Genomic DNA, 19,807 nt, shown 5'->3' on the forward strand with positions numbered 1-19,807 from the left:
CACCTCAACCTACCCCTTGCTGATTACGAGGTTCCTGATGAATCCATTGTTCAAACCCTTTGACCTGGCCGGCACTCAGTTGGCCAATCGCGTGGTCATGGCCCCCATGACTCGCGCCAGGGCACTGGCGGATATTCCAGACAAGCACACGATCCTGTACTACGCCCAACGGGCATCCGCAGGCCTCATCATCACCGAAGGCGTGCCAATCTCCCGGGAAGGCTGTGGGTACTTGTTCAATCCGGGGCTGTATACCGATGAACAAACCGCAGCCTGGCGTCGAGTCACTGATGCGGTGCACGCAAAAGGCGGGAAAATTTTCGCCCAGCTTTGGCACGTCGGGCGCATGTCTCATGTGTCGATCCAACCCGACAATGCGGCGCCGGTATCTTCCGTTGCCAAAGCGGCGGCCAAGTCGAATGCCTACGCCTGGGCCGAACCCGGCAAACCCGGCCCCGTCCAGGCGAGCACGCCCAGAGCATTAACCCTCGATGAGATTCATCGCATCACCGCGGACTTTGTCGAGGCTGCGCGTCGAGCAATTGATGCAGGGTTTGACGGAATCGAATTGCATGGCGCCAACGGCTACCTGTTCGAACAGTTCCTCAACGGCGCACTGAACGCTCGCACCGATGCATACGGCGGCTCCGTCGCCAACCGCCAACGCTTTATGCTTGAGACGCTCGACGCTCTAGCCGCTGAGATTGGCCGTGCGCGAGTCGGTGTACGCCTCTCGCCCTTCGGTCGCCTTTTCGACATGCAACCCTATGCCGAAGAAACCGAAACCTGGCTGACCTTGGCGGCCGCGCTGAACGAGCGAAACCTGGCCTACGTGCACCTGAGTGACCAACTCACCATCGGTGCCGAGGCGATTCCCGACGGCTTCGCCGTCAAGTTCCGGGAAGCCTATCGCGGTACCTTGATCGCGGCTGGCGGCTTCACCCGTAACAGCGCCGAAGCCACACTGGATAAAGGCGATCTGGATCTGATCGCGTTCGGTCGTCCGTTCATTGCAAACCCGGACCTGGTCGAACGCATGCAACACGACTGGCCAATCGCCGAAGGCGATCGCACGACCTACTACGGCGTCAATGACTCCGTCACCCGGGGTTACACCGACTATCCCGTTTACAAAACAACCTCGGCGAATTTTTCCGCCCCTCAGTGACCACGAGCGAATGGCACGATAGCCGAGCAGGTGCTGCCACCGTTCAGCGCAGCAGCGCCTGCGCCACGCTTCTTGACTGAACCGCTGGCGACGCTTCGCTCACGGTCGAGGTGACCATCATCGCAATAATCGACTTGAGCGCCAGTTGCCCCACGGGCTGGCCCTGACTGTCCGTCACCACCAGCTCATCGAGTCCCGCTTCAACCAGTCGTTTTACCGCCGATTCGAGTGAGGTCCCCAGCGGCACCGTCAGCGTTGCGCCGGCCTTCACCGACACAAACGGGCGCATGATGGCCTCGACGCTGATCACCCGGCCGCGATTCACTTCCTTGACGAAGTTGGCGATGTAATCGTCGGCGGGGCTCATGACGATCTCCTGGCGGGTGCCTTGTTGCACCACCTCACCGTCCCGCAGGATCGCGATGCGATCACCAATGCGCAGCGCCTCATCCAGGTCATGGGTAATGAAGACGATGGTCTTCCTGATCTCTTTCTGCAGGTCCAGCAGCACCGATTGCATGTCCATACGGATCAGCGGATCCAGGGCCGAGAACGCCTCATCCATCAACAGGATCGGTGCGTCGCTAGCCAATGCCCGGGCCAGGCCGACACGCTGTTGCATGCCACCGGACAGCTGATTCGGGTAGTGCCGTTCGTAGCCCTTGAGGCCGACCCGCTCCAGCCAGCCCATGGCGATCTCCACTTGCCGGCCACGGGCCATGCCCTGGATCTCCAAGCCATAGACGGCATTCTCGAGCACGGTGCGGTTCGGCAGCAGCGCGAACTTCTGGAACACCATCGAGATGCTGTGCCGGCGAAATTCCCGCAATTCGTGGGGGCTCATCTTCAGCACATCCACGCCACCGACCATGACTTCGCCGGCCGTCGGTTCGATCAAGCGGTTGATATGGCGGATCAAGGTCGATTTGCCCGACCCGGACAGCCCCATGATCACCTGGATGCCGCCAGACGGCATGCTGATATTGATGTCCTTCAGGCCCAGCACATGGCTGTGCCGGCTCAACAGCTCAGCCTTGCTCATGCCCTGCTTGACCCGTTCGATGCTGGCCTGCGCCTGGTAACCGAAGATCTTGTAGAGATGTTTGATTTCGATGCCGAAATCATCGCTCGGATTAGTGGCCATGGACCCGCTCCAGGTGCTTTTGCAGTCTTCTGCCGTAGGCCTGGCTGACCCGGTCGAAGATCACCGCAATGCCGACAATCGCCAGGCCGTTGAACATGCCCAGGGTGAAGTACTGGTTGGAAATGGCCTTGAGCACCGGTTGTCCGAGCCCCTCGACCCCGATCATCGAGGCAATGACCACCATGGCCAGGGCCATCATGATGGTCTGGTTGATCCCGGCCATGATCGATGGCAATGCCAGCGGCAGCTGGACATTTTTCAGCTTCTGCCAGCTGGACGAACCAAAGGCGTCGGCGCACTCCAGCATCTCGGCATCGACGTGGCGGATGCCGAGATTGGTCAGGCGGATCATCGGCGGCAAGGCATAGACCACTACCGCAATCAGCCCGGCGACCTTGCCGATGCCCAGCAACATCACCACCGGAATCAGATAGACGAAACTGGGCAAGGTCTGCATCACGTCCAGCACCGGGCTGACCAGGTCGCGCAGACGATTGGAGCGAGCCATGGCAATGCCCATGGGCAAGCCGATAACGATGGATATCACGGTGCAGACGAAGATCATCGACAGGGTTTTCATCGTGTCGGTCCACATGTCCAGATAGCCGATTGCCAACAGCGTGAACACGCAACCCAGGACGATTCGCCAACTGCGACTGGCGAACCAGGCAATCAGCGCCACCAGGACAATGATCAGCGGCCACGGTGTCGTGGTCATAAACCGTTCGGACTGATTGAGGAACAGTTGCAACGGCTGGAAAAAAGCCTCAAAGCCATCGCCGTAGGTACTGGTGAAATGGCGAAAGGCCCCGTCAATGACCTTTTTCAAGGCCCGGAGTCTTTCATCATCCATATGTGGAAAGCTGAGCAACCACTCCATGACATTCCCCTTTCGTAGAAGACCGTAAGAACGCTGGCAGGTCATTTCAATACATGGGTGTTTTTATTGTTGTCGCCGCCAAAGGGTCAATGCAGCCCGTCACAACGGACTGCATTGACCCATGAGATTACAGCGCGGCCTTGATCTTGCTCGACGCTTCAGGGCTGACCCACTGACTCCACAGCGCTTCGTTGTTTTTCAGGAAGTACTTGGCGCCCTCCTCGCCGGTGGCCTGGTTATCGGTCATCCAGGCGATCAGCTTGTTCACCGTGGTATTGGACCAGGCGCGCTTGTTCAGGTAGGCCATGACGGTGGGCGAACGCGCGGCGAAGGACTTGGTGGTCAAGGTATAGACCCGATCGATTGGCCAGCCGTTGGGTTTCGGATCCGGGCAGTCGGCAACCGTGTTGCAGCGCTTCCATTCCACCGGATCGACCGCATGGCCATTGTCCAGTTTCACCATAGGGTACTTGCCCAGCAAGGCGGTGGGTGCCCAGTAGAAGCCCAGCCAGGGCGCCTTGCGTTCGTAGGCTTTGGCGATGGAGCCGTCCAGCGCCGCCGCCGAGCCGGTATCCACCAGCACAAAACCGGCCTTCTCGAAGCCGTAGGCCTTATAGAACTGGCTAGTGACCACCGTACCACCCCAGCCTTGCGGACCGTTGTAAATCGCGCCTTTTTTTGCGTCGCCGGGGGCCGGAAACAGTTCAGGATGTTTTTTCACATCATCGAAACTCTTGAGGTCCGGATGGGCGTCGGCGATGTATTTCGGAATCCACCAGCCCTGCGAGCCGCCATCGGACAAGGAGTTCGCCGCCTGAATCAGGTTACCGCTCTGAATGCCCGTCCTGACGACCTCGGGCACCAGGTCGATCCAGCCTTCCGGGGCGATGTCGGGCCGGCTTTTTTCCGCCATCGAGGTGATGGTCGGCACCGTATCCCCGGTGACCAGGCTGGCATTGCAACCGTAGCCGGCGTTAAGGATCAACTTGTCGACGTTGGCCATCACCTCGGCCGATTGCCAGTTCATGTTGGCGATGGTCACATCGCCACATTCCGCCGCTGCCGCCCAGCCACTGAAGGCGACGATCCCCAGGGCAAGTCCCGTCTTCGAGAAAGACTTTATATTCATAAACGCTAACCTCGATTGCGGCCAGAGTTAGGAAGGGCCAACTACCGCGTCATCGGACCTTCTTGGGTGTCAGCAGAATGGACAAATGGACCCATGGCGTTGGCGACCGAGGCCGCCGAATCCAGACCTGCTTTTATTGTTTTATCGAAGCCGCCGGCAATCATGGCCTCAAGGCCCGCGGCGGTGACGCCGCGGTAACTGATGAGTGTCTGCAAGAGTTCATCGACGCGGTGGCCGTTGCCGATCAATTGACTGGCATCCACCACCACCGCGTTCACCGCACGCTGGGCAATGGCGGCAGGCAAACCAATGCCCAAGGCATGTTCGAGCAGGCTGCGCGCCAGCAACGCCGGGTACGCCGGCCCGGTCCCCACCAGCGCCGTCAGGTAGTTCAGATGACCTTCACTGAAGACCTGGTCGGCACCGCCGACAGTTTCGAACAGCCGCTGGGCAAAGGCTTTCTGCGGGTCGCTGACCGCTTGCGCGGCCAACCAGGGCGTATAGGACTTGCCGATTTCCGCGGCGGCATTGGCCATGGCGCGGATCACCTGGCGGCTGCCGGTCAGCGCCATCACCTCAGCCATGGGCACACCGGCCATCAAGGAAATCACCAGGCGGTTTTCAGCGAAAATCTCCACCTCGGTAAACTGCTCGGGGCGTACGGCGAGGATGACCACCTCACAACGCTCCACCAGGGCCTGGTTGTCGCGTGTCAGCGTCACCTGCGACCACTTGCCACTCGGTAACGGGTTGCGGCCGCTACGGCTCGAAAGCACCAACGCATCGGGCTGGATAAATGCCTGGTCGAGCATCGCCAGGGCGATCGAGCGGCCAAGCCATCCCGATCCACCGATAATGCCTATCGTGGGTGCTTCGAACATATGAACCTGCCGTCGTCAGTCAGAAGTCGCGGTCATTGCGGGTTGGGGTGACGCGTCATCCGTGACATAGCCATGGCGGGCGTAGAAACGTTTCAATTCACGCTCCAACGGTTCCTGGCCAGTGAATATCTTCACGTACTCGGGAATCCGCCGCATCCGCTCGCCGATGTCCTCCCGGGTGTTGGTGCTGATGTAGCCGATCTGTGTCAGGTAGATCGTTCGCGCCCGCACATCGGCGGCGTCGAAGTCATAGCCGAAACCCATGAACATCCGGATCAAGGCTTCACGTCGGGCGATGTCGGCGACCCGGATATGTTCGGCCACTTCAGCGGACTGCAAGGCCCAGCTGCGCATGGCGAATTCAAACTGTGAATCGAACAGCTCGGGGTTCAGCCAACAGTCAAAAACGTTGAGCATCGCCTCGGCAATGCTCTCGGCATAACACTCGGTCTGGGCAACCAGGTTGCCGGTGTTCTTCACCCGCCAACGCTCGATCAAGGCGCCGAGCAGCTCTTCGCGATCCTTGAAAAACCAGTAGAAACTGGTGCGCGACAGCCCCAGCTTCTTCGCCAGCGGCATCACCCGTACCGTGTCGACACCACACTCGGTCAGGCTTTCATACGCGGCATCGAGCCACCCTTCCAGGGACCCTCTCCAACCGCTTTCTACTGCTTTGGATTGTTCGTTCATGGCTCGATCCTAATCGCTCACCCGACACTGCGCAAGCAAAATGTACACCTATGTCCAGCTTGTTGACACAGGTGTACATTTCGCCCTACCGTAATTTCAACCTAGGTCCCTGCCCTGTTCCGGAGAGTCTTGACGATGCTGAATGATCCGCTCCTCCAGCCCTATCAGTTGAAGCACCTGACTCTGCGTAACCGCATCATGACCACCGCGCACGAACCGGCCTATCCGGTGGACGGCATGCCCAAGGAGCTGTATCGCGCCTATCACGTGGAGCGGGCGAAGGCCGGCGTGGCCCTGACCATGACCGCGGGGTCGGCCGCGGTTTCCCGTGACAGCCCGCCGGTGTTCAACAACATCCTCGCCTACAAGGATGAGGTGGTCGGCTGGATGCGCGAGCTGGCCGATGCCTGCCACGAGCATGGCGCCGCGGTCATGATCCAGTTGACGCACCTGGGCCGACGCACGCGCTGGGACAAGGGCGACTGGCTGCCCGTGGTGTCACCGTCGTTCGAACGCGAAGCCTCGCATCGCTCCTTCCCGAAGAAAATGGAAGACTGGGATGTGGAACGCATCATCAAGGACTATGCCGACGCCGCCGAGCGGATGCAGGCCGCCGGTCTGGATGGCATCGAGCTGCAAGCCTACGGGCATCTGATGGATCAGTTCTGGTCACCGCTGACCAACGACCTCGATGCGCCCTATGGTGGTTCCATCGACAATCGGCTGCGCTTTACCTTCGATATTCTGCGTGCCATCCGCCAGCGCGTCGGCCAGGCGTTTATCGTCGGCGTGCGCTATACCGGCGACGAGCAACTGCCCGGGGGCCTGACCCGAGCCGATGGCCTGGACATCTCCAGGCGCCTGAAAGACAGCGGCATGGTGGACTTTCTCAACGTCGTGCGCGGGCATATCGACACCGACGCCGGCTTGACCGACCTGATTCCGATCCAGGGCATGCGCAACTCACCGCACCTGGATTTCGCCGGAGAGATTCGCGCCGCCACCGACTTCCCCACGTTTCATGCGGCGAAGATCCCGGACGTGGCCACCGCCCGCTACGCCATCGCCTCGGGTAAGATCGACATGGTCGGCATGACCCGCGCGCACATGACCGATCCGCATATCGTGCGCAAGATCATCGAGGGTCGCGAAGAGGATATCCGCCCCTGCGTCGGTGCCAACTATTGCCTGGACCGGATCTACCAGGGCGGAGCCGCCTACTGCATCCACAACCCGGCCACCGGCCGCGAAACCAGCATGCCCCATGACATCCCCAAGGCGTCGCGCCAGCGCAAGATCGTGATTGTCGGCGCCGGGGTCGCCGGACTGGAAGCGGCGCGCGTGGCCGCGGAACGAGGTCATGAGGTTGTGGTGTTCGAAGCCGCCAACCAGGCCGGTGGGCAGGTTCGACTCACCGCGCAATCGGAACGGCGACGGGAAATGATCAGCATCGTCGAGTGGCGCATGGCCCAGTGCCTGGCGCGCGGCGTAAGCTTTCGCTTCAATACCTGGGCCGAAGCCAGCACCGTGCACGACGAAAACCCGGACGTGGTGATCATCGCCACCGGCGGCCTGCCCCACACCGAGATTCTCTCGGCCGGCAATGAGCTGGTGGTCTCGGCCTGGGACATTATTTCCGGGGATGTGAAGCCAGGGCGCAATGTCCTGCTGTTCGACGATGCCGGTGATCATGCCGGCCTGCAAGCCGCCGAGTTCATTGCCAAAAGTGGCGCGAAAATCGAAATCATGACGCCGGACCGAACCTTCGCCCCGGAAGTCATGGCGATGAACCTGGTGCCCTACATGCGCTCGCTGCAAGCGCTGGATACCACCTTCACCGTCACCTTCCGCCTGCTCGCGGTCGAGCGCGAGGGCACCGAGCTGCTGGCGACCATCGACAGCGACTATGGCAGTGCGCGCAAGGTCCGGCGCGTCGATCAGGTGGTGGTCAACCACGGCACCCGACCGCTGGACGAACTGTATTTCGAGCTGAAAACGGCGTCCAGCAACGGTGGCGTGGTTGAGCAGCAGGACCTGATCGTCGGACACCCGCAACAGCTCGTGACCAACCCGGACGGTCGCTTCCAGCTGTTCCGCATCGGCGATGCGGTGGCGGCGCGCAACACCCACGCCGCGATCTACGATGCCTTGCGACTGGTCAAGGACTTGTAAGCCAACCCGCTCCCAGGTGAAGAACATGCCAGACAATGAAGCCCCATCCTGGGAAATCAGCGCCAAGAACGGCATTCAAGGCCCGGTCAGGGGCTCGCTTTATCATTCGTCTTCCACTGATGAATGGCTGCCAACGGCGGCTGCAGGGTTTTGGATCAAGCCGCTGTTCGAGGACCCCGAGCGCGGTGAAAAGACCCTGTTGATGAAGGTCGATCCCGGCGCCCAGGTCGCCAGCCACACCCATGCCGGGGAGCTGGAGCAGTTATTCGTACTACAAGGCTCATTCTTTGATCAGGATCGAACCCTGAATGTCGGCGACTACTGTTGCCGTGCGCCGGATGCGGCACACAGTGCGGGCTCGGTACAGGGGGCTATTTTGCTGTTGATTTATACCCGCCGGTGAATAGAGGCCGCAGACGAGGCATCCCGCCCAAGTCCGTTGCCCCGGGGGCTGCGCGCGCGCCTACAGAGCTGACACCACAACGCCCAATCCTGGATCAAAGCCATCCGCACCGCACTATCGCCAGGCCAGATAAATATGTATATTCGAATATACGAATATTCATATGTTTTGTGAGGCAGCGCCATGAGCCTTTCCCCCGCCACTGTCTTCAAGTGCCTTGGTGACGAGACCCGCGCTCGAATCATGCTGATGCTCTGCGAACAGGGAGAGCTTTGCGTCTGTGAACTCATCTGGGCGCTGGACGATAGCCAGTCGAAAATTTCTCGCCATCTTGCACAGCTACGCACCTGCGGACTGCTGGAAGATCGCCGCCAAGGGCAATGGATCTATTACCGCCTGCACCCGCAGCTGGCGGAGTGGGTCGGGGACATTCTCCAGGTGACCCTCAAGGCCAACCAAGCCTGGGTCGACCGGGGCACTGACCGCCTTGCTTCCATGGAAGACCGCCCTGTTCGCCAGGCCGCTTGCTGCTGATCCCGAGACAATCAAAGGTTGGCCGCCCTCCCACACGCCTCACCCCGCTCATGACCCTGGCCACCCAGGCCCCGCGGCTGAGCATCCAAGCCCAGGAGCAAATAATGAAAGTTCTGTTCATGTGTACCGCCAATAGCTGCCGCAGCGTGCTCAGCGAAGGCCTGTTCAACCTGATGGCGCCTGAAGGGATGACGGCAGTCAGTTCCGGAAGCTTCCCGAGCGGACGCTTGAACCCTCGCGCGGTGAGCACCTTGCAAGGGCTTGGCGTGGACACCTCGGGACTCTATAGCAAGGGTTCGGAAAGCTTTGCCGACAATCCGCCGGACCTGGTGATCACGGTGTGCGACAAGGCCGGCGGCGAGCCCTGCCCGGTGTACTTCGGCCCCGCCATCAAGAGCCACTGGGGCCTGTCCGATCCGTCCGAGGTCTGCGGCACCGATGAAGAGGTCCAGGCCGCATTTGACGCAACGGTTGCGCACATCCGCCAGCGATTCAGCGCCTTTTTCTCTCTCAATCCCAAAGCGCTCGGCCCTACGGAGTTGAAGCAGGCGCTGGACCGGATTGGTGAGCTCTGATGAACGACTTTACCCAGGAAAACCCCAGCGACGCGCCGAACCTGGACCTGTCACTGTTCGACGTACCGACCGATGAGAGACTCGCCCAGTACCACCCGCCCGCGCACAAGCCGCGCATTCTTTTGCTCTATGGATCAACTCGCGAACGCTCCTTCAGCCGCTTGCTGACGGAGGAAGCGGCACGCATCCTGACGCTCATGGGCGCCGAAACGGTCATCTTCGATCCGTCCGGCCTGCCCCTGCCCGATGACGCGCTCGCGGACCATCCCAAGGTGCGGGAACTGCGCGAGCGGGTGATGTGGTCCGAGGGCCAGGTCTGGTGCTCGCCTGAACGTCATGGCTCGATGTCCGCCGTGTTCAAGGCGCAGATCGACTGGATTCCCCTGGCGCTGGGAGCGCTGCGGCCCTCACAAGGCAAGACCTTGGCGGTGATGCAGGTGTGCGGCGGCTCGCAGTCGTTCAACACGGTCAACCAGCTTCGCGTGCTGGGCCGCTGGATGCGCATGGTCACCATTCCCAACCAATCCTCCGTGCCCAAGGCGTTCCTGGAATTCGATGAGGCCGGGCGCATGAAGCCGTCGTCCTACTACGACCGCGTTGTCGACGTGATGGAGGAGTTGATGAAGTTCACGCTGCTGCTGCGAGGCCGGGAAGAGTACCTGGTGGACCGCTACTCCGAACGCAAGGAAAGCGCCGAAGCGCTCTGCGAGTGAGTCAAGGCTCTCAAGCAGGGTCATTTCGAAGGACTGGGAAACGGACATGACCGTTCGGCGCTTTTTCTGGCGAGACTGGCAAACCCTATCTAGGGTTACGTCACCGGCGAAATGCCAGTCCGCGAGCGCCAGAAAGACCGCCGCTACCGACAGCAATACCCAAGAAAATCAGGGATGGTTTGTGCCTGCGATTATGTACTCGCTCGCCCTGAGTGACGAGTGATCCCTGCGTTTCGTTGTTTTCTCTCAAGGATAGAAAGATGACCAACGTACAGCCGATGCGCTCGTTTTTTTCCAATCCCCCGCTTGCCACCGATAGTCACAACCCGCTGACCGGCCGCCCCCCCAACCTCTAAAAGTCAGCGTAGGCAACCCAGGGGCGCGATTGAATCGTCGCCCACTGCCGGGGCCTTCGCTCACACGCAGTTGCAAGCCCCCCCTTGTCGACCGGCAGGGCATCTCCACGAAGATAGGTCAGCTTGCATAAGGGTGCCCTCCTTCCCGAAAGGGGGGTATTGGCAACACCACGGAAGGATCCATCGTTATGAACCGTTCAACGTCTCACTTCTCCCCGCCTTACGGGAGCGCCATCCACGACGCAATCGAGGAGGGCAATCTGCAGCAGATGAAAGCGTTGCTGAAGCAACGTGACGCCACGAAGCCGCAACCGAAAGACCTGCAAACCGCGTACGAAAAGCTGGCCAAGGAAGTTTCCCGTTTAGAGAAGCTTTAGGGCCTTTCTCTCAATGCAATGGAGGCAATAACTATGTCTGGTTCTACTGAGCAATTTGTCGGCTTGTTCCCACTCAGCTATCGCATTGGCACCTCGGCCCCGGGCGCGCAAAGCCTGGCGCTCAATCTGCTGGTCTTTACCCCCGAGCAGAGTGTCAGTGGTACTGCCGTCGTCACCCAGGCGATCAACCCGCCGCTCGACCTGCAGTCGGATGTCTGGGGTGAATACACCTACATGACGGTCATGTCACCGGCTGTCAGCAAAATCCTGATTACCGCGCAAGGCAACCACGGCGGCCCAAGCTCGAACTCCGCCGTGAACTTCAAGTTGCACCTGGTGGTGGGCAGTGACTGGAAAGAAGGCGTGGCCAGCTACCAGTACTTTGATGGCCAGCGCTGGGTCAACGTCAACAACGTCCCCGCACACCTCAATGAGCCGGTGCAATCCAGCGTTCTCCCGCCAATGGGCCCTGGCCCGGTCATTCTGCCCTACCCACCCATCATGCCCCTGTACGCGGCGCCTATTCAGAGCGCCATTGCCAGCGGCGACCTGGCCCAGATGAAACACCTGGCCGGCCTCGCCAAACAGCAGTTGGAGCAGCAACCCCAGTTGCAGCGTGCACTGGAAGCCGCGAAGAGCGAAATCAGCAGGCTGGAACGTCGCTGACCGGCGGCTCAATCAGACTGAACTGTCCGCATACAATCAAGGGAGTTGCATCATGTCGATTGGACTTTTTCATACCCGCCTCATTGCACACAACTCACTGCTGGGGGCACCGGTACTCACCCTCGATCTGCTGGTTGATACGGTTCGCAAGACCGTCACCGGGGTTGCCAGTGTTTTTGCAAGTACCTACCCAACGGTGAATTTCCGCGCCCGGGTCTGGGGCAATTACTCCGAGGCCAAGCTGACCGCCTCGGTCGAGAACCACATTGTCCTCACTTTGGCGGGTAGCCCAAGCGGCCCGCTCAGCACTATCGCGCAAACCTTTCATCTCAAGGGTATCCTCGGCGCGGATTGGGCCAGCGGGTTTGTCGACTATCAATACGTCGACCAGGGCCAAGAGCATTACGTCAGGCACGCCGCTGTCAGCCAGGCCCCACACGTGCAGCCCGAACCTGCGCAGCATCACGTATTGCCGCTCTACGCCGTAGCGGTGCAGCAAGCACAAGCCAGTGGCAATCTGGCGCAGCTGAAATCCGTTGTACACCAGGGCGATCAGCAACTGGCTCAGCACAGCGTACTGCAAAGTGCCCTTGAGCAATTGAACGCCGAAATCGCACGCTTGGAAGCGCGCTAAGCCGCTTTGCCCGGGCGCGGCTGATTCAGGTCTCGCCCGGGTATTTACCAGAGGTCAATCCAGTCGCGCCATCGACGCTAGGGACGGCGCGAACACTTCGATGGACTCGCACCCGTGCCCGCGCACAAGGATTTTCCATGTCAGACAGCCGCCCTGCTCGTTACCTCAGTGAGACCGACCTCAAACGCTACGTACCGGTTCATGTGGTCTGGGAAATCACCCTGGCCTGCGACCTTAAATGCCTGCACTGCGGCTCACGCGCGGGCCATCGACGTCCCGATGAACTGAACACCCGGGAATGCCTGGATGTGATCGACTCGCTGGCGGCTCTCGGCACCCGAGAAATCACCCTGATCGGTGGCGAAGCCTATTTGCGCAAGGATTGGACGCAACTGATCCGGGCGATCCACGATCACGGCATGTACTGCGCGATACAAACAGGTGGACGCAACCTGACGCCCGCCAAGATGCAGGCCGCGGTCGAGGCCGGTCTCAACGGTGTCGGCGTTTCACTCGATGGCCTTGCCCCGCTGCATGACGCGGTACGCAATGTGCCGGGCTCCTTCGACAAGGCCGTGGATACCTTGCGACGCGCCAAACAATCCGGGCTCGCCGTGAGCGTCAACACGCAGATCGGCGCGGCCACATTGCCTGATTTGCCGGCGCTCATGGACACCATTATCGAGCTGGGCGCCACTCACTGGCAGATCCAGCTCACGGTCGCCATGGGCAATGCCGTCGATCACCCGGAACTCTTGCTACAGCCCAGCCAGTTGCTTGAGGTAATGCCCTTGCTGGCGCGGCTTTACCGCGAGGGGGTCGATCGCGGCCTGCTGATGAACGTGGGCAACAACATTGGCTACTACGGCCCCTACGAACATATCTGGCGCGGCTTTGGTGACGAGCGCGTGCATTGGAGTGGCTGCGCCGCCGGCCAAACGGTTCTGGCCCTTGAGGCCGATGGCACGGTGAAAGGCTGCCCCTCCCTGGCCACCGTCGGCTTTTCCGGCGGCAACGTGCGCAACATGAATTTGCACGACATCTGGCATTACAGTGAAGGCATGCACTTCGGGCGCCTGCGTGGCGTCGAGGACCTGTGGGGCTATTGCCGAAGCTGTTACTACAACGATGTGTGTCGTGGTGGCTGCACCTGGACATCACACTCCTTGCTGGGCAAGCCAGGCAACAATCCTTACTGCCATTACCGTGCGCTGGACTTGGAAAAACAAGGGCTGCGCGAGCGAATCGTGAAAATCGAGGACGCCCCGCAGGCCTCCTTCGCGGTCGGGCGTTTCGACCTGATTACCGAGCGCATCGACACCGGTGAAAAAGTCAGCAGCGTCAGTGACAGCGGCCAGGTGATCAAACTGGCATGGGCCAATCAAGGGCAGAAATCGCCGGATGAAGGGCGTCTTCCCGTGCAACTGAGCCTGTGCCGTAGCTGCCTGCAATACATCTTTCCTCACGAGTCGAGCTGTCCACACTGCCAAGCGGATGTTGCTGCTGCGCAAGCGCAACACCAGGCAGACCGCGCCAGGCAACAAACCATCATGAATACCCTGGAGGGCATCTTGGGGATTGCGCCCAGCACCTTGATGTAGCTATTGCGCAAGCCATTTTACCGGGGTGCCGCGCAGCGGCAATCGAGCCGCGGCGATCATCGGCTTGATCCAGTCGGCACGCACGAACAGGCAGGGTCCCCATGCCTGTTTGAGCGTGGACGCGGGTAAAGCATCACCGGCAAAGCCCGCGCCACCTGCACTTGTCCTATCCTTCCATCCACCCCCCTACTCCGGACACCAAAATGCCCGCCCCCGAATCCACCCTCCTGCAAAGCTGGCACCACAACGCGCAATCCTGGATCGAAGCCGTCCGCAGCGGCGCCATCGAAAGCCGCCGCCAGGTCACCGACCAGGCCATCCTGCTGGCGGTGCTCGGCCGCCAGCCCGAGCGCGTGCTCGACCTGGGCTGCGGCGAAGGCTGGCTGTTGCGCGCGCTGGAAAAACGAGGCATCGACGCGGTCGGGGTGGACGGCGATGCGACGCTGGTCGAGGCGGCACGGGCGGCGGGCTCATCGCCGGTGCATGTGGCCAGTTATGCCGCGTTGGTGGAGGCGAAGGTGGACATCGGCAGCAACTACGAGCTGATCTGCGCCAACTTCGCCCTGCTGCACCAGGACATCATCCCGCTGCTCGCCGCCATGAACACCCTGCTCGCCCCTGGCGGCGCGCTGGTGATTCAGACGCTGCATCCGTGGACCGCGGCAGCAGGCGACTATCAGGATGGTTGGCGGAACGAAACCTTCGAGGGGTTCAAAGGGCAATGGCAACCCATGCCATGGTATTTGCGCACCTTGTCCAGTTGGCTCAATGCACTGGACATGGCCGGTTTTCGGCTGGCGCGCCTGCAGGAGCCGCAGCACCCGCAAAGTCCTGTGCCGCAGTCGTTGTTGTTGGTGGCCGAGAAATGCCAGTGAGCCACGCAGCGGGTCTGGGTGGCATTGGCAACGCCGCTACGCCGGGCCAGCTCGCGCTGAGACATTTTGTAGCTTTCGCGTACCAACTTGAGTCGTGAGCCGGTGTCCATGACAGCCTTATGTAAGCACTACTTAAGGGTGATCGGGGGGTGGATGGCCGCCGGCCGGGTTGACGCTAGATTCCAAAACGGTCGCGCAGGGCGTAATACGCGGCGCCCATGGCGGTGAGCGGTGCCTGGAAGGTCCGGCCACCGAGCATTGGCATGTGCGGCAAGGAGGCGAACGCATCGAAGCGTTCAGCGTCGCCGCGAATCACTTCCGAGATCAGTTTGCCGGCCAGGTGCGAGCAGGTGACACCGTGGCCGCTGTAGCCTTGCATGTAGTAGGCGTTTTTCTCGATGCGGCCGAATTGCGGCATGCGTGACATGGTCAGCAGGAAATTGCCGGTCCAGCGGTAGTCGATTTTCACGCCCTTCAATTGCGGGAAGGTCTTGAGGATCTTCGGCTTGATCAGCTGCTCGATATCGTCCGGTTCGCGGGCACCGTAGACCACACCGCCGCCGTACAGCAGGCGGTGGTCGGCGGTCAGGCGGTAGTAGTCGAGCAGATAGTTGCAGTCTTCGACACAATAGTTGTGGGTAATCAGACTACGGGCGACTTTTTCCGAGAGTGGCTCGGTCACGACAATTTGCGAACCGCAGGGCATGCTTTTGCGGGTCACGCGGCTGTCGAGGTCTTGAGGCAGGTAGGCGTTACCGGCGATCAGCAGGTACTTGGCCCGAACCACGCCTTTGCCGGTGCGCACGCTGATCGGCTCGCCGTAAGTGATGTCCAGGGCCGCCGATTGCTCGAAGATCTTGCCGCCCAGGCCGATGAGAGCCGAGGCTTCACCGAGTGCCAGGTTCAGCGGGTGGATGTGCCCACCCTGCAGGTCCAACAGGCCGCCGACGTAGTTGTCGCAGCCCACTTCACGCTTGATGTCGGCCGCGTCGAGCATGGTCAGGCTCTTGTTGCCGTAGCGCTCCCAGCTGCTTTTCTGCTCGGCCAGGCCTTTGAGCTGCTTCTTGTTCAGCGCGGCAAAAATCCCACCCGGACGGTAATCACACTGGATGTCGTAGTGTTGAATGCGCTGACGGATGATGTCAGCACCTTCGAAAATCATGCTGCCAAGCACTTCGGCGGTCTTGTCGCCGTAGCGCGCCTCGATGACATCCACGTCACGGCTGTAGGAGTTGACCAGTTGACCGCCGTTGCGACCGCTGGCACCAAAACCGACTTTGGCGGCTTCGAGCACGGTCACGCTGTAGCCCGCTTCGGCCAGGAACAGGGCCGAGGACAGGCCAGTGTAGCCGGCACCGATCACGCAGACATCACATTCCAGCAACTCCTCAAGAACCGGGAAGTCGCCTGTGTGATTGCGGGTCGCGGCGTAATAGCTGTTTACATGAGTTTGTTTCATAAAATTCTCCGATGGCCGCCGGCACAGGCTGTGCGACCGCCGTTGCAAAGGTGTCAGAGCTTGATCCAGGTTGCTTTGAGTTCGGTGTACTTGTTGAACGCATGCAACGATTTGTCTCGACCATTACCCGACTGTTTGAACCCGCCAAACGGCGCGGTCATGTCGCCGCCGTCGTACTGGTTGACCCAGACGCTGCCGGCGCGCAAGCCACGAGCAAAGGTGTGGGCCTTGCTCAGGTCACTGGTCCACACGCCGGCGGCCAGGCTTGCAGTGCTTCCACCAGCGACCCAATGAAAGGCCAGAACGTCGACGTCCATGTGCAACGCCAGCGCTTTGCCGACGCGGTGACCGAAGCCCGGCAGGACGTTGAACACGCCTTTCGGGATGCCGGCATCCAGCGCCAACTGAGCGATGCGAATAGCCGTCAGTGGCGATTTTTCCGAAGGTTTGAGGATGAACGAGTTCCCGGGTGATAGGGCCCAGTTGGTCGTGCGGTGTGGCCGCGACCTCGTCGTAGATCTTGTCGATCGCTTCGGCGCTCCAGCGGATCGCGTTGGCGGTCGCCGGAATGTCGATGGCCATGGCGTTGCTGATCGGTTTGCCCATGTCCAGGGTTTCCAGCAGCGCCAGTTCTTCCTGGTTTGCCAGAATCAGGTCGGCGAAACGAATCAGGATACGCTTGCGCTCGGCCGGAGCGAGTGTTTGCCATTGAAGTGACTCGACGCAGAGAAACAAGTTAATGACGGCTAGTCAGCCCATCAGACCGTGTGCAGGTACCAGTTGTACTCAAGGTCCGAGATAGAGTTCTCGAACTCGGCGAGCTCGCTTTCCTTGCACGCCACGAATACGTCGATGTACAGCGGGTCGATGTATTTGGCCATGACTGCGCTGTCGTCCAGCTCGCGCAAGGCATCACGCAGGTTGTTCGGCAGGCTCTGTTCGTTTTGCTCGTAGCTGTTGCCTTCCACCGGTGGGCCCGGTTCGATTTCGTTGGTCAAACCGTGGTGAATACCGGCCAGAACGGAAGCCATCAACAGGTACGGGTTGGCATCGGCACCGGCCACCCGGTGTTCGATGCGCACGGAATCGGCGGAACCGGTTGGCACACGCACCGCCACGGTACGGTTGTCGATGCCCCAGCTCGGCGAGTTCGGTACATAGAACTGCGCACCGAAACGCCGGTACGAGTTGACGTTCGGGCAAAGGAAGGCCATCTGCGCCGGCAGGGTCTCGAGCACACCGCCGATCGCGTGACGCAGTGCGGCGTTCTGCTCGGGATCCTCGCTGGCAAAGATGTTGTTGCCCTGCTTGTCGAGAATCGAAATGTGCACGTGCAGACCATTGCCCGCCTGGCCCGGATAGGGCTTGGCCATGAAGGTGGTGTCCATCTCATGGTCGTAGGCAATGTTCTTCACCAGGCGCTTGAGCAGCACCGCGTAATCGCAGGCCTTGATCGGATCGGAGACGTGATGCAGGTTGACTTCGAACTGCGCCGGGGCGCTTTCCTTGACGATCGCATCAGCCGGGATGCCCTGCTCTTTCGCACCTTCAAGGATGTCTTGCAGGCAGTCGACGTATTCGTCGAGATCATCGATCAGGTAGACCTGGGTCGACATCGGACGCTTGCCGGACACCGGCGAGCGAGGCGATTGCGGACGGCCGTTCACGTTGTCCTGGTCGATCAGGTAGAACTCGAGTTCAAAGGCCGCGCAAATGGTCAGGCCCATGTCATCGAATTTGCTGACGACCTGGCGCAACACTTCCCGTGGGTCAGCGAAGAACGGCTGGCCTTCAAGTTCGTGCATGGTCATCAACAGCTGCGCGGTCGGGCGCTTCTGCCAAGGCTCGATGCAGAGGGTATTGGGGATGGGGTAGCAGATTCGGTCCGAGTCGCCGATATCCAGGCCCAGGCCGGTGCTTTCCACCGTCGAACCATTGATATCCAGGGCAAACAGTGACGCCGGGAGGTTGATGCCTTTTTCGTAGACCTTGTGGAGACTGGTGCGCTCGATACGCTTGCCGCGCACCACGCCGTTCATATCCGCAATCAGAAGGTCGACGTACAAAACCTCAGGGTATTTCTTAAGGAATGCGTTCGCTTCATTGAGCTGAACGGCACGCAGGGGGACCGACATGAGGCACCTATTGTGTTAATTATTATGTTCACCGCCCTTTCACGAAGCCAGTCAATCCGAAAGACAAAGTGAAGTCAATAGCGAACATACGACCTTAAATCGTTATTTTTTTGGCCATTACAGGGCACTTCAGCGTCAAATCAGGCCTGACGCACAGATAAATCATCAGTATCCGACGCTCAGCGTTTAGAATTTTTTACACGAGAGTTGTTAATTAAAATTAACAAGGCTAAGCTCCGGAAAAGCTCGTTCAAGTGTGAAACTTCGAGGTGATAAAAATGGCACTCAAGCCATTGATCGGCGTTACTGCGTGCGTCAAACAGATTGGCCTGCACCCCTACCATGTCAGCGGCGACAAGTACTTGCGTGCGGTCAGCGGCGCGGCGCAAGGGCTGCCGGTGATCATTCCGTCTCTGGCTGAACTGACCGAAATAGATGAGCTACTCGCGCATCTGGACGGTTTGTTACTGACTGGCTCGCCGTCGAATGTGGAACCCTTCCACTACCAAGGCCCTGCCAGCGCAGCCGGTACGGATCACGATCCGGCACGCGATGCCACGACCCTTCCTTTATTGCGTGCGGCCATTGCCGCGGGCGTTCCGGTGCTCGGCATCTGCCGCGGCTTTCAGGAAATGAACGTGGCGTTCGGTGGCAGCCTGCATCAGAAGGTCCACGAACTCCCGGGTTTCCTCGATCACCGCGAAGCGGATCATCCGGACCTGGCCATGCAGTACGCACCGGCTCATGCGGTCAACGTGCAAGCAGGCGGCGTATTCGACGCGCTGAATCTGCCTCGGGTGTTCCAGGTCAATTCGATTCACAGCCAAGGCATCGACAGGCTGGCTCCCGGTCTGCGTGCCGAAGCCGTCGCTCCGGATGGCTTGATCGAAGCGATCTCCGTCGAGCACAGCCAGGCGTTTGCCGTCGGCGTGCAATGGCACCCGGAATGGCAGGTCCTGAACAACCCGCCCTACCTGAGTATTTTCCAGGCGTTCGGCCAGGCATGCCGGCAACGGGCGGCGCTTCGCGATACGCGCTGACTGACGAAACAACCACTCAACGATTCAACTGCCCCCGTGAAACGGACGGGCGTGCCTTGGCGCGCCAGTCCCTCACGACAACAACACGCCGCGATAACAACAAGCACGACCAGGCAGCCAGGATGGCGGCGCCGAATCAGCCCGCTCGCCGCGGGCTTGCAATCAACTATTAAGTCAGGCCGTGTTGGTCTGGCGACTGAAACCTGTTGGGAGTTTCACATGGCAAACGCCTCCAGCATCTATAGGAAGGCTCTTGAAGGTCACCAGGCACCGAAACAGGTACTGGTCAAAATCGACAGGGTCACGAAGAAGTTCGATGAGACGATTGCCGTGGACGATGTGTCCCTGGAAATCAAGAAGGGCGAGATCTTCGCC

Annotated in this window: 19 protein-coding genes and 3 pseudogenes; 13 read left to right on the forward strand and 9 right to left on the reverse strand. The window is 60.3% G+C overall.

The window, feature by feature from the left end; all coding sequences use genetic code 11:
* Nucleotides 1-37 precede the first annotated feature (37 nt).
* On the forward strand, nt 38-1,168 hold the full coding sequence (locus tag AC07VG_RS29400) for an alkene reductase (RefSeq protein WP_495022345.1): 1,131 nt from the start codon (nt 38-40) through the stop codon (nt 1,166-1,168).
* Nucleotides 1,169-1,211: 43 nt separating this feature from the next.
* On the opposite strand, the gene AC07VG_RS29405 is transcribed toward AC07VG_RS29400, so the two are convergent.
* The 5 genes from AC07VG_RS29405 to AC07VG_RS29425 all read right to left on the reverse strand — a co-directional run bounded on the left by AC07VG_RS29405 (nt 1,212) and on the right by AC07VG_RS29425 (nt 5,892).
* Entirely contained in the window at nt 1,212-2,312 is a 1,101-nt protein-coding gene (locus AC07VG_RS29405; protein WP_495022346.1) for a quaternary amine ABC transporter ATP-binding protein, read from the reverse strand.
* A complete protein-coding gene (locus tag AC07VG_RS29410) occupies nt 2,302-3,165 on the reverse strand; it encodes an ABC transporter permease (RefSeq protein ID WP_495002862.1) in 864 nt (287 codons plus the stop codon). Before AC07VG_RS29410 ends, AC07VG_RS29405 begins: the two co-directional genes overlap by 11 nt.
* 154 nt (nt 3,166-3,319) lie before the next feature.
* Nucleotides 3,320-4,321: an ABC transporter substrate-binding protein gene (locus AC07VG_RS29415; protein WP_495002754.1), complete on the reverse strand. Its 1,002-nt coding sequence runs from the start codon at nt 4,319-4,321 to the stop codon at nt 3,320-3,322.
* Between the two features lie 41 nt (nt 4,322-4,362).
* Nucleotides 4,363-5,202 carry a pyrroline-5-carboxylate reductase family protein gene (locus tag AC07VG_RS29420; RefSeq protein WP_495022347.1) on the reverse strand — a complete coding sequence of 280 codons (840 nt, stop codon included), beginning with the start codon at nt 5,200-5,202 and terminating at the stop codon, nt 4,363-4,365.
* A gap of 15 nt (nt 5,203-5,217) precedes the next feature.
* The gene (locus AC07VG_RS29425) at nt 5,218-5,892 is read right to left on the reverse strand and encodes a TetR/AcrR family transcriptional regulator (protein ID WP_495022348.1); all 675 of its coding nucleotides are present in this window, start codon (nt 5,890-5,892) and stop codon (nt 5,218-5,220) included.
* Between the two features lie 135 nt (nt 5,893-6,027).
* Here AC07VG_RS29425 and AC07VG_RS29430 point away from each other — a divergent pair, with 135 nt between their 5' ends.
* From AC07VG_RS29430 to AC07VG_RS29475, 10 genes are all read left to right on the forward strand, one after another.
* On the forward strand, nt 6,028-8,064 hold the full coding sequence (locus AC07VG_RS29430; RefSeq protein ID WP_495002751.1) for an oxidoreductase: 2,037 nt from the start codon (nt 6,028-6,030) through the stop codon (nt 8,062-8,064).
* A gap of 25 nt (nt 8,065-8,089) precedes the next feature.
* On the forward strand, nt 8,090-8,467 hold the full coding sequence (locus AC07VG_RS29435; protein ID WP_495022349.1) for a cupin domain-containing protein: 378 nt from the start codon (nt 8,090-8,092) through the stop codon (nt 8,465-8,467).
* Nucleotides 8,468-8,650: 183 nt separating this feature from the next.
* Nucleotides 8,651-9,001, forward strand: coding sequence for a metalloregulator ArsR/SmtB family transcription factor (locus AC07VG_RS29440; protein ID WP_495002749.1), 351 nt, complete (start codon nt 8,651-8,653; stop codon nt 8,999-9,001).
* 104 nt (nt 9,002-9,105) lie between these two features.
* Entirely contained in the window at nt 9,106-9,576 is a 471-nt protein-coding gene (locus AC07VG_RS29445) for an arsenate reductase ArsC (protein ID WP_495022350.1), read from the forward strand.
* A complete protein-coding gene (gene arsH, locus AC07VG_RS29450) occupies nt 9,576-10,289 on the forward strand; it encodes an arsenical resistance protein ArsH (RefSeq protein ID WP_495002747.1) in 714 nt (237 codons plus the stop codon). The genes AC07VG_RS29445 and arsH overlap by 1 nt, the downstream gene beginning before the upstream one ends.
* Before the next feature lie 544 nt (nt 10,290-10,833).
* Entirely contained in the window at nt 10,834-11,022 is a 189-nt protein-coding gene (locus AC07VG_RS29455; protein ID WP_495002746.1) for a DUF1843 domain-containing protein, read from the forward strand.
* A 33-nt stretch (nt 11,023-11,055) separates the two neighbouring features.
* Nucleotides 11,056-11,688, forward strand: coding sequence for a DUF1842 domain-containing protein (locus AC07VG_RS29460; RefSeq protein WP_495002745.1), 633 nt, complete (start codon nt 11,056-11,058; stop codon nt 11,686-11,688).
* A gap of 52 nt (nt 11,689-11,740) precedes the next feature.
* Nucleotides 11,741-12,322 carry a DUF1842 domain-containing protein gene (locus AC07VG_RS29465; protein WP_495002744.1) on the forward strand — a complete coding sequence of 194 codons (582 nt, stop codon included), beginning with the start codon at nt 11,741-11,743 and terminating at the stop codon, nt 12,320-12,322.
* A 137-nt stretch (nt 12,323-12,459) separates the two neighbouring features.
* Entirely contained in the window at nt 12,460-13,923 is a 1,464-nt protein-coding gene (locus AC07VG_RS29470) for a GDL motif peptide-associated radical SAM/SPASM maturase (protein WP_495002743.1), read from the forward strand.
* A gap of 203 nt (nt 13,924-14,126) precedes the next feature.
* Entirely contained in the window at nt 14,127-14,798 is a 672-nt protein-coding gene (locus tag AC07VG_RS29475; RefSeq protein ID WP_495002742.1) for a class I SAM-dependent methyltransferase, read from the forward strand.
* A gap of 17 nt (nt 14,799-14,815) precedes the next feature.
* Here AC07VG_RS29475 and AC07VG_RS29480 read toward each other — a convergent pair.
* The 4 genes and pseudogenes from AC07VG_RS29480 to AC07VG_RS29495 all read right to left on the reverse strand — a co-directional run.
* Nucleotides 14,816-14,908, reverse strand: a pseudogene (locus tag AC07VG_RS29480) (helix-turn-helix domain-containing protein); the annotation flags it as partial.
* 65 nt (nt 14,909-14,973) lie between these two features.
* Nucleotides 14,974-16,257 carry an NAD(P)/FAD-dependent oxidoreductase gene (locus AC07VG_RS29485; protein ID WP_495022351.1) on the reverse strand — a complete coding sequence of 428 codons (1,284 nt, stop codon included), beginning with the start codon at nt 16,255-16,257 and terminating at the stop codon, nt 14,974-14,976.
* Between the two features lie 53 nt (nt 16,258-16,310).
* Nucleotides 16,311-16,977, reverse strand: a pseudogene (locus AC07VG_RS29490) (aldehyde dehydrogenase family protein); the annotation flags it as partial.
* 38 nt (nt 16,978-17,015) lie between these two features.
* Nucleotides 17,016-18,392, reverse strand: coding sequence for a glutamine synthetase family protein (locus AC07VG_RS29495; RefSeq protein ID WP_495002740.1), 1,377 nt, complete (start codon nt 18,390-18,392; stop codon nt 17,016-17,018).
* Between the two features lie 278 nt (nt 18,393-18,670).
* Here AC07VG_RS29495 and AC07VG_RS29500 point away from each other — a divergent pair, with 278 nt between their 5' ends.
* Nucleotides 18,671-19,432: a gamma-glutamyl-gamma-aminobutyrate hydrolase family protein gene (locus AC07VG_RS29500; RefSeq protein WP_495002739.1), complete on the forward strand. Its 762-nt coding sequence runs from the start codon at nt 18,671-18,673 to the stop codon at nt 19,430-19,432.
* A gap of 219 nt (nt 19,433-19,651) precedes the next feature.
* A pseudogene (locus tag AC07VG_RS29505) lies at nt 19,652-19,807 on the forward strand (polyamine ABC transporter ATP-binding protein); the annotation flags it as partial.

The organism is Pseudomonas sp. GW821-FHT03C07 (genome assembly GCF_059420925.1).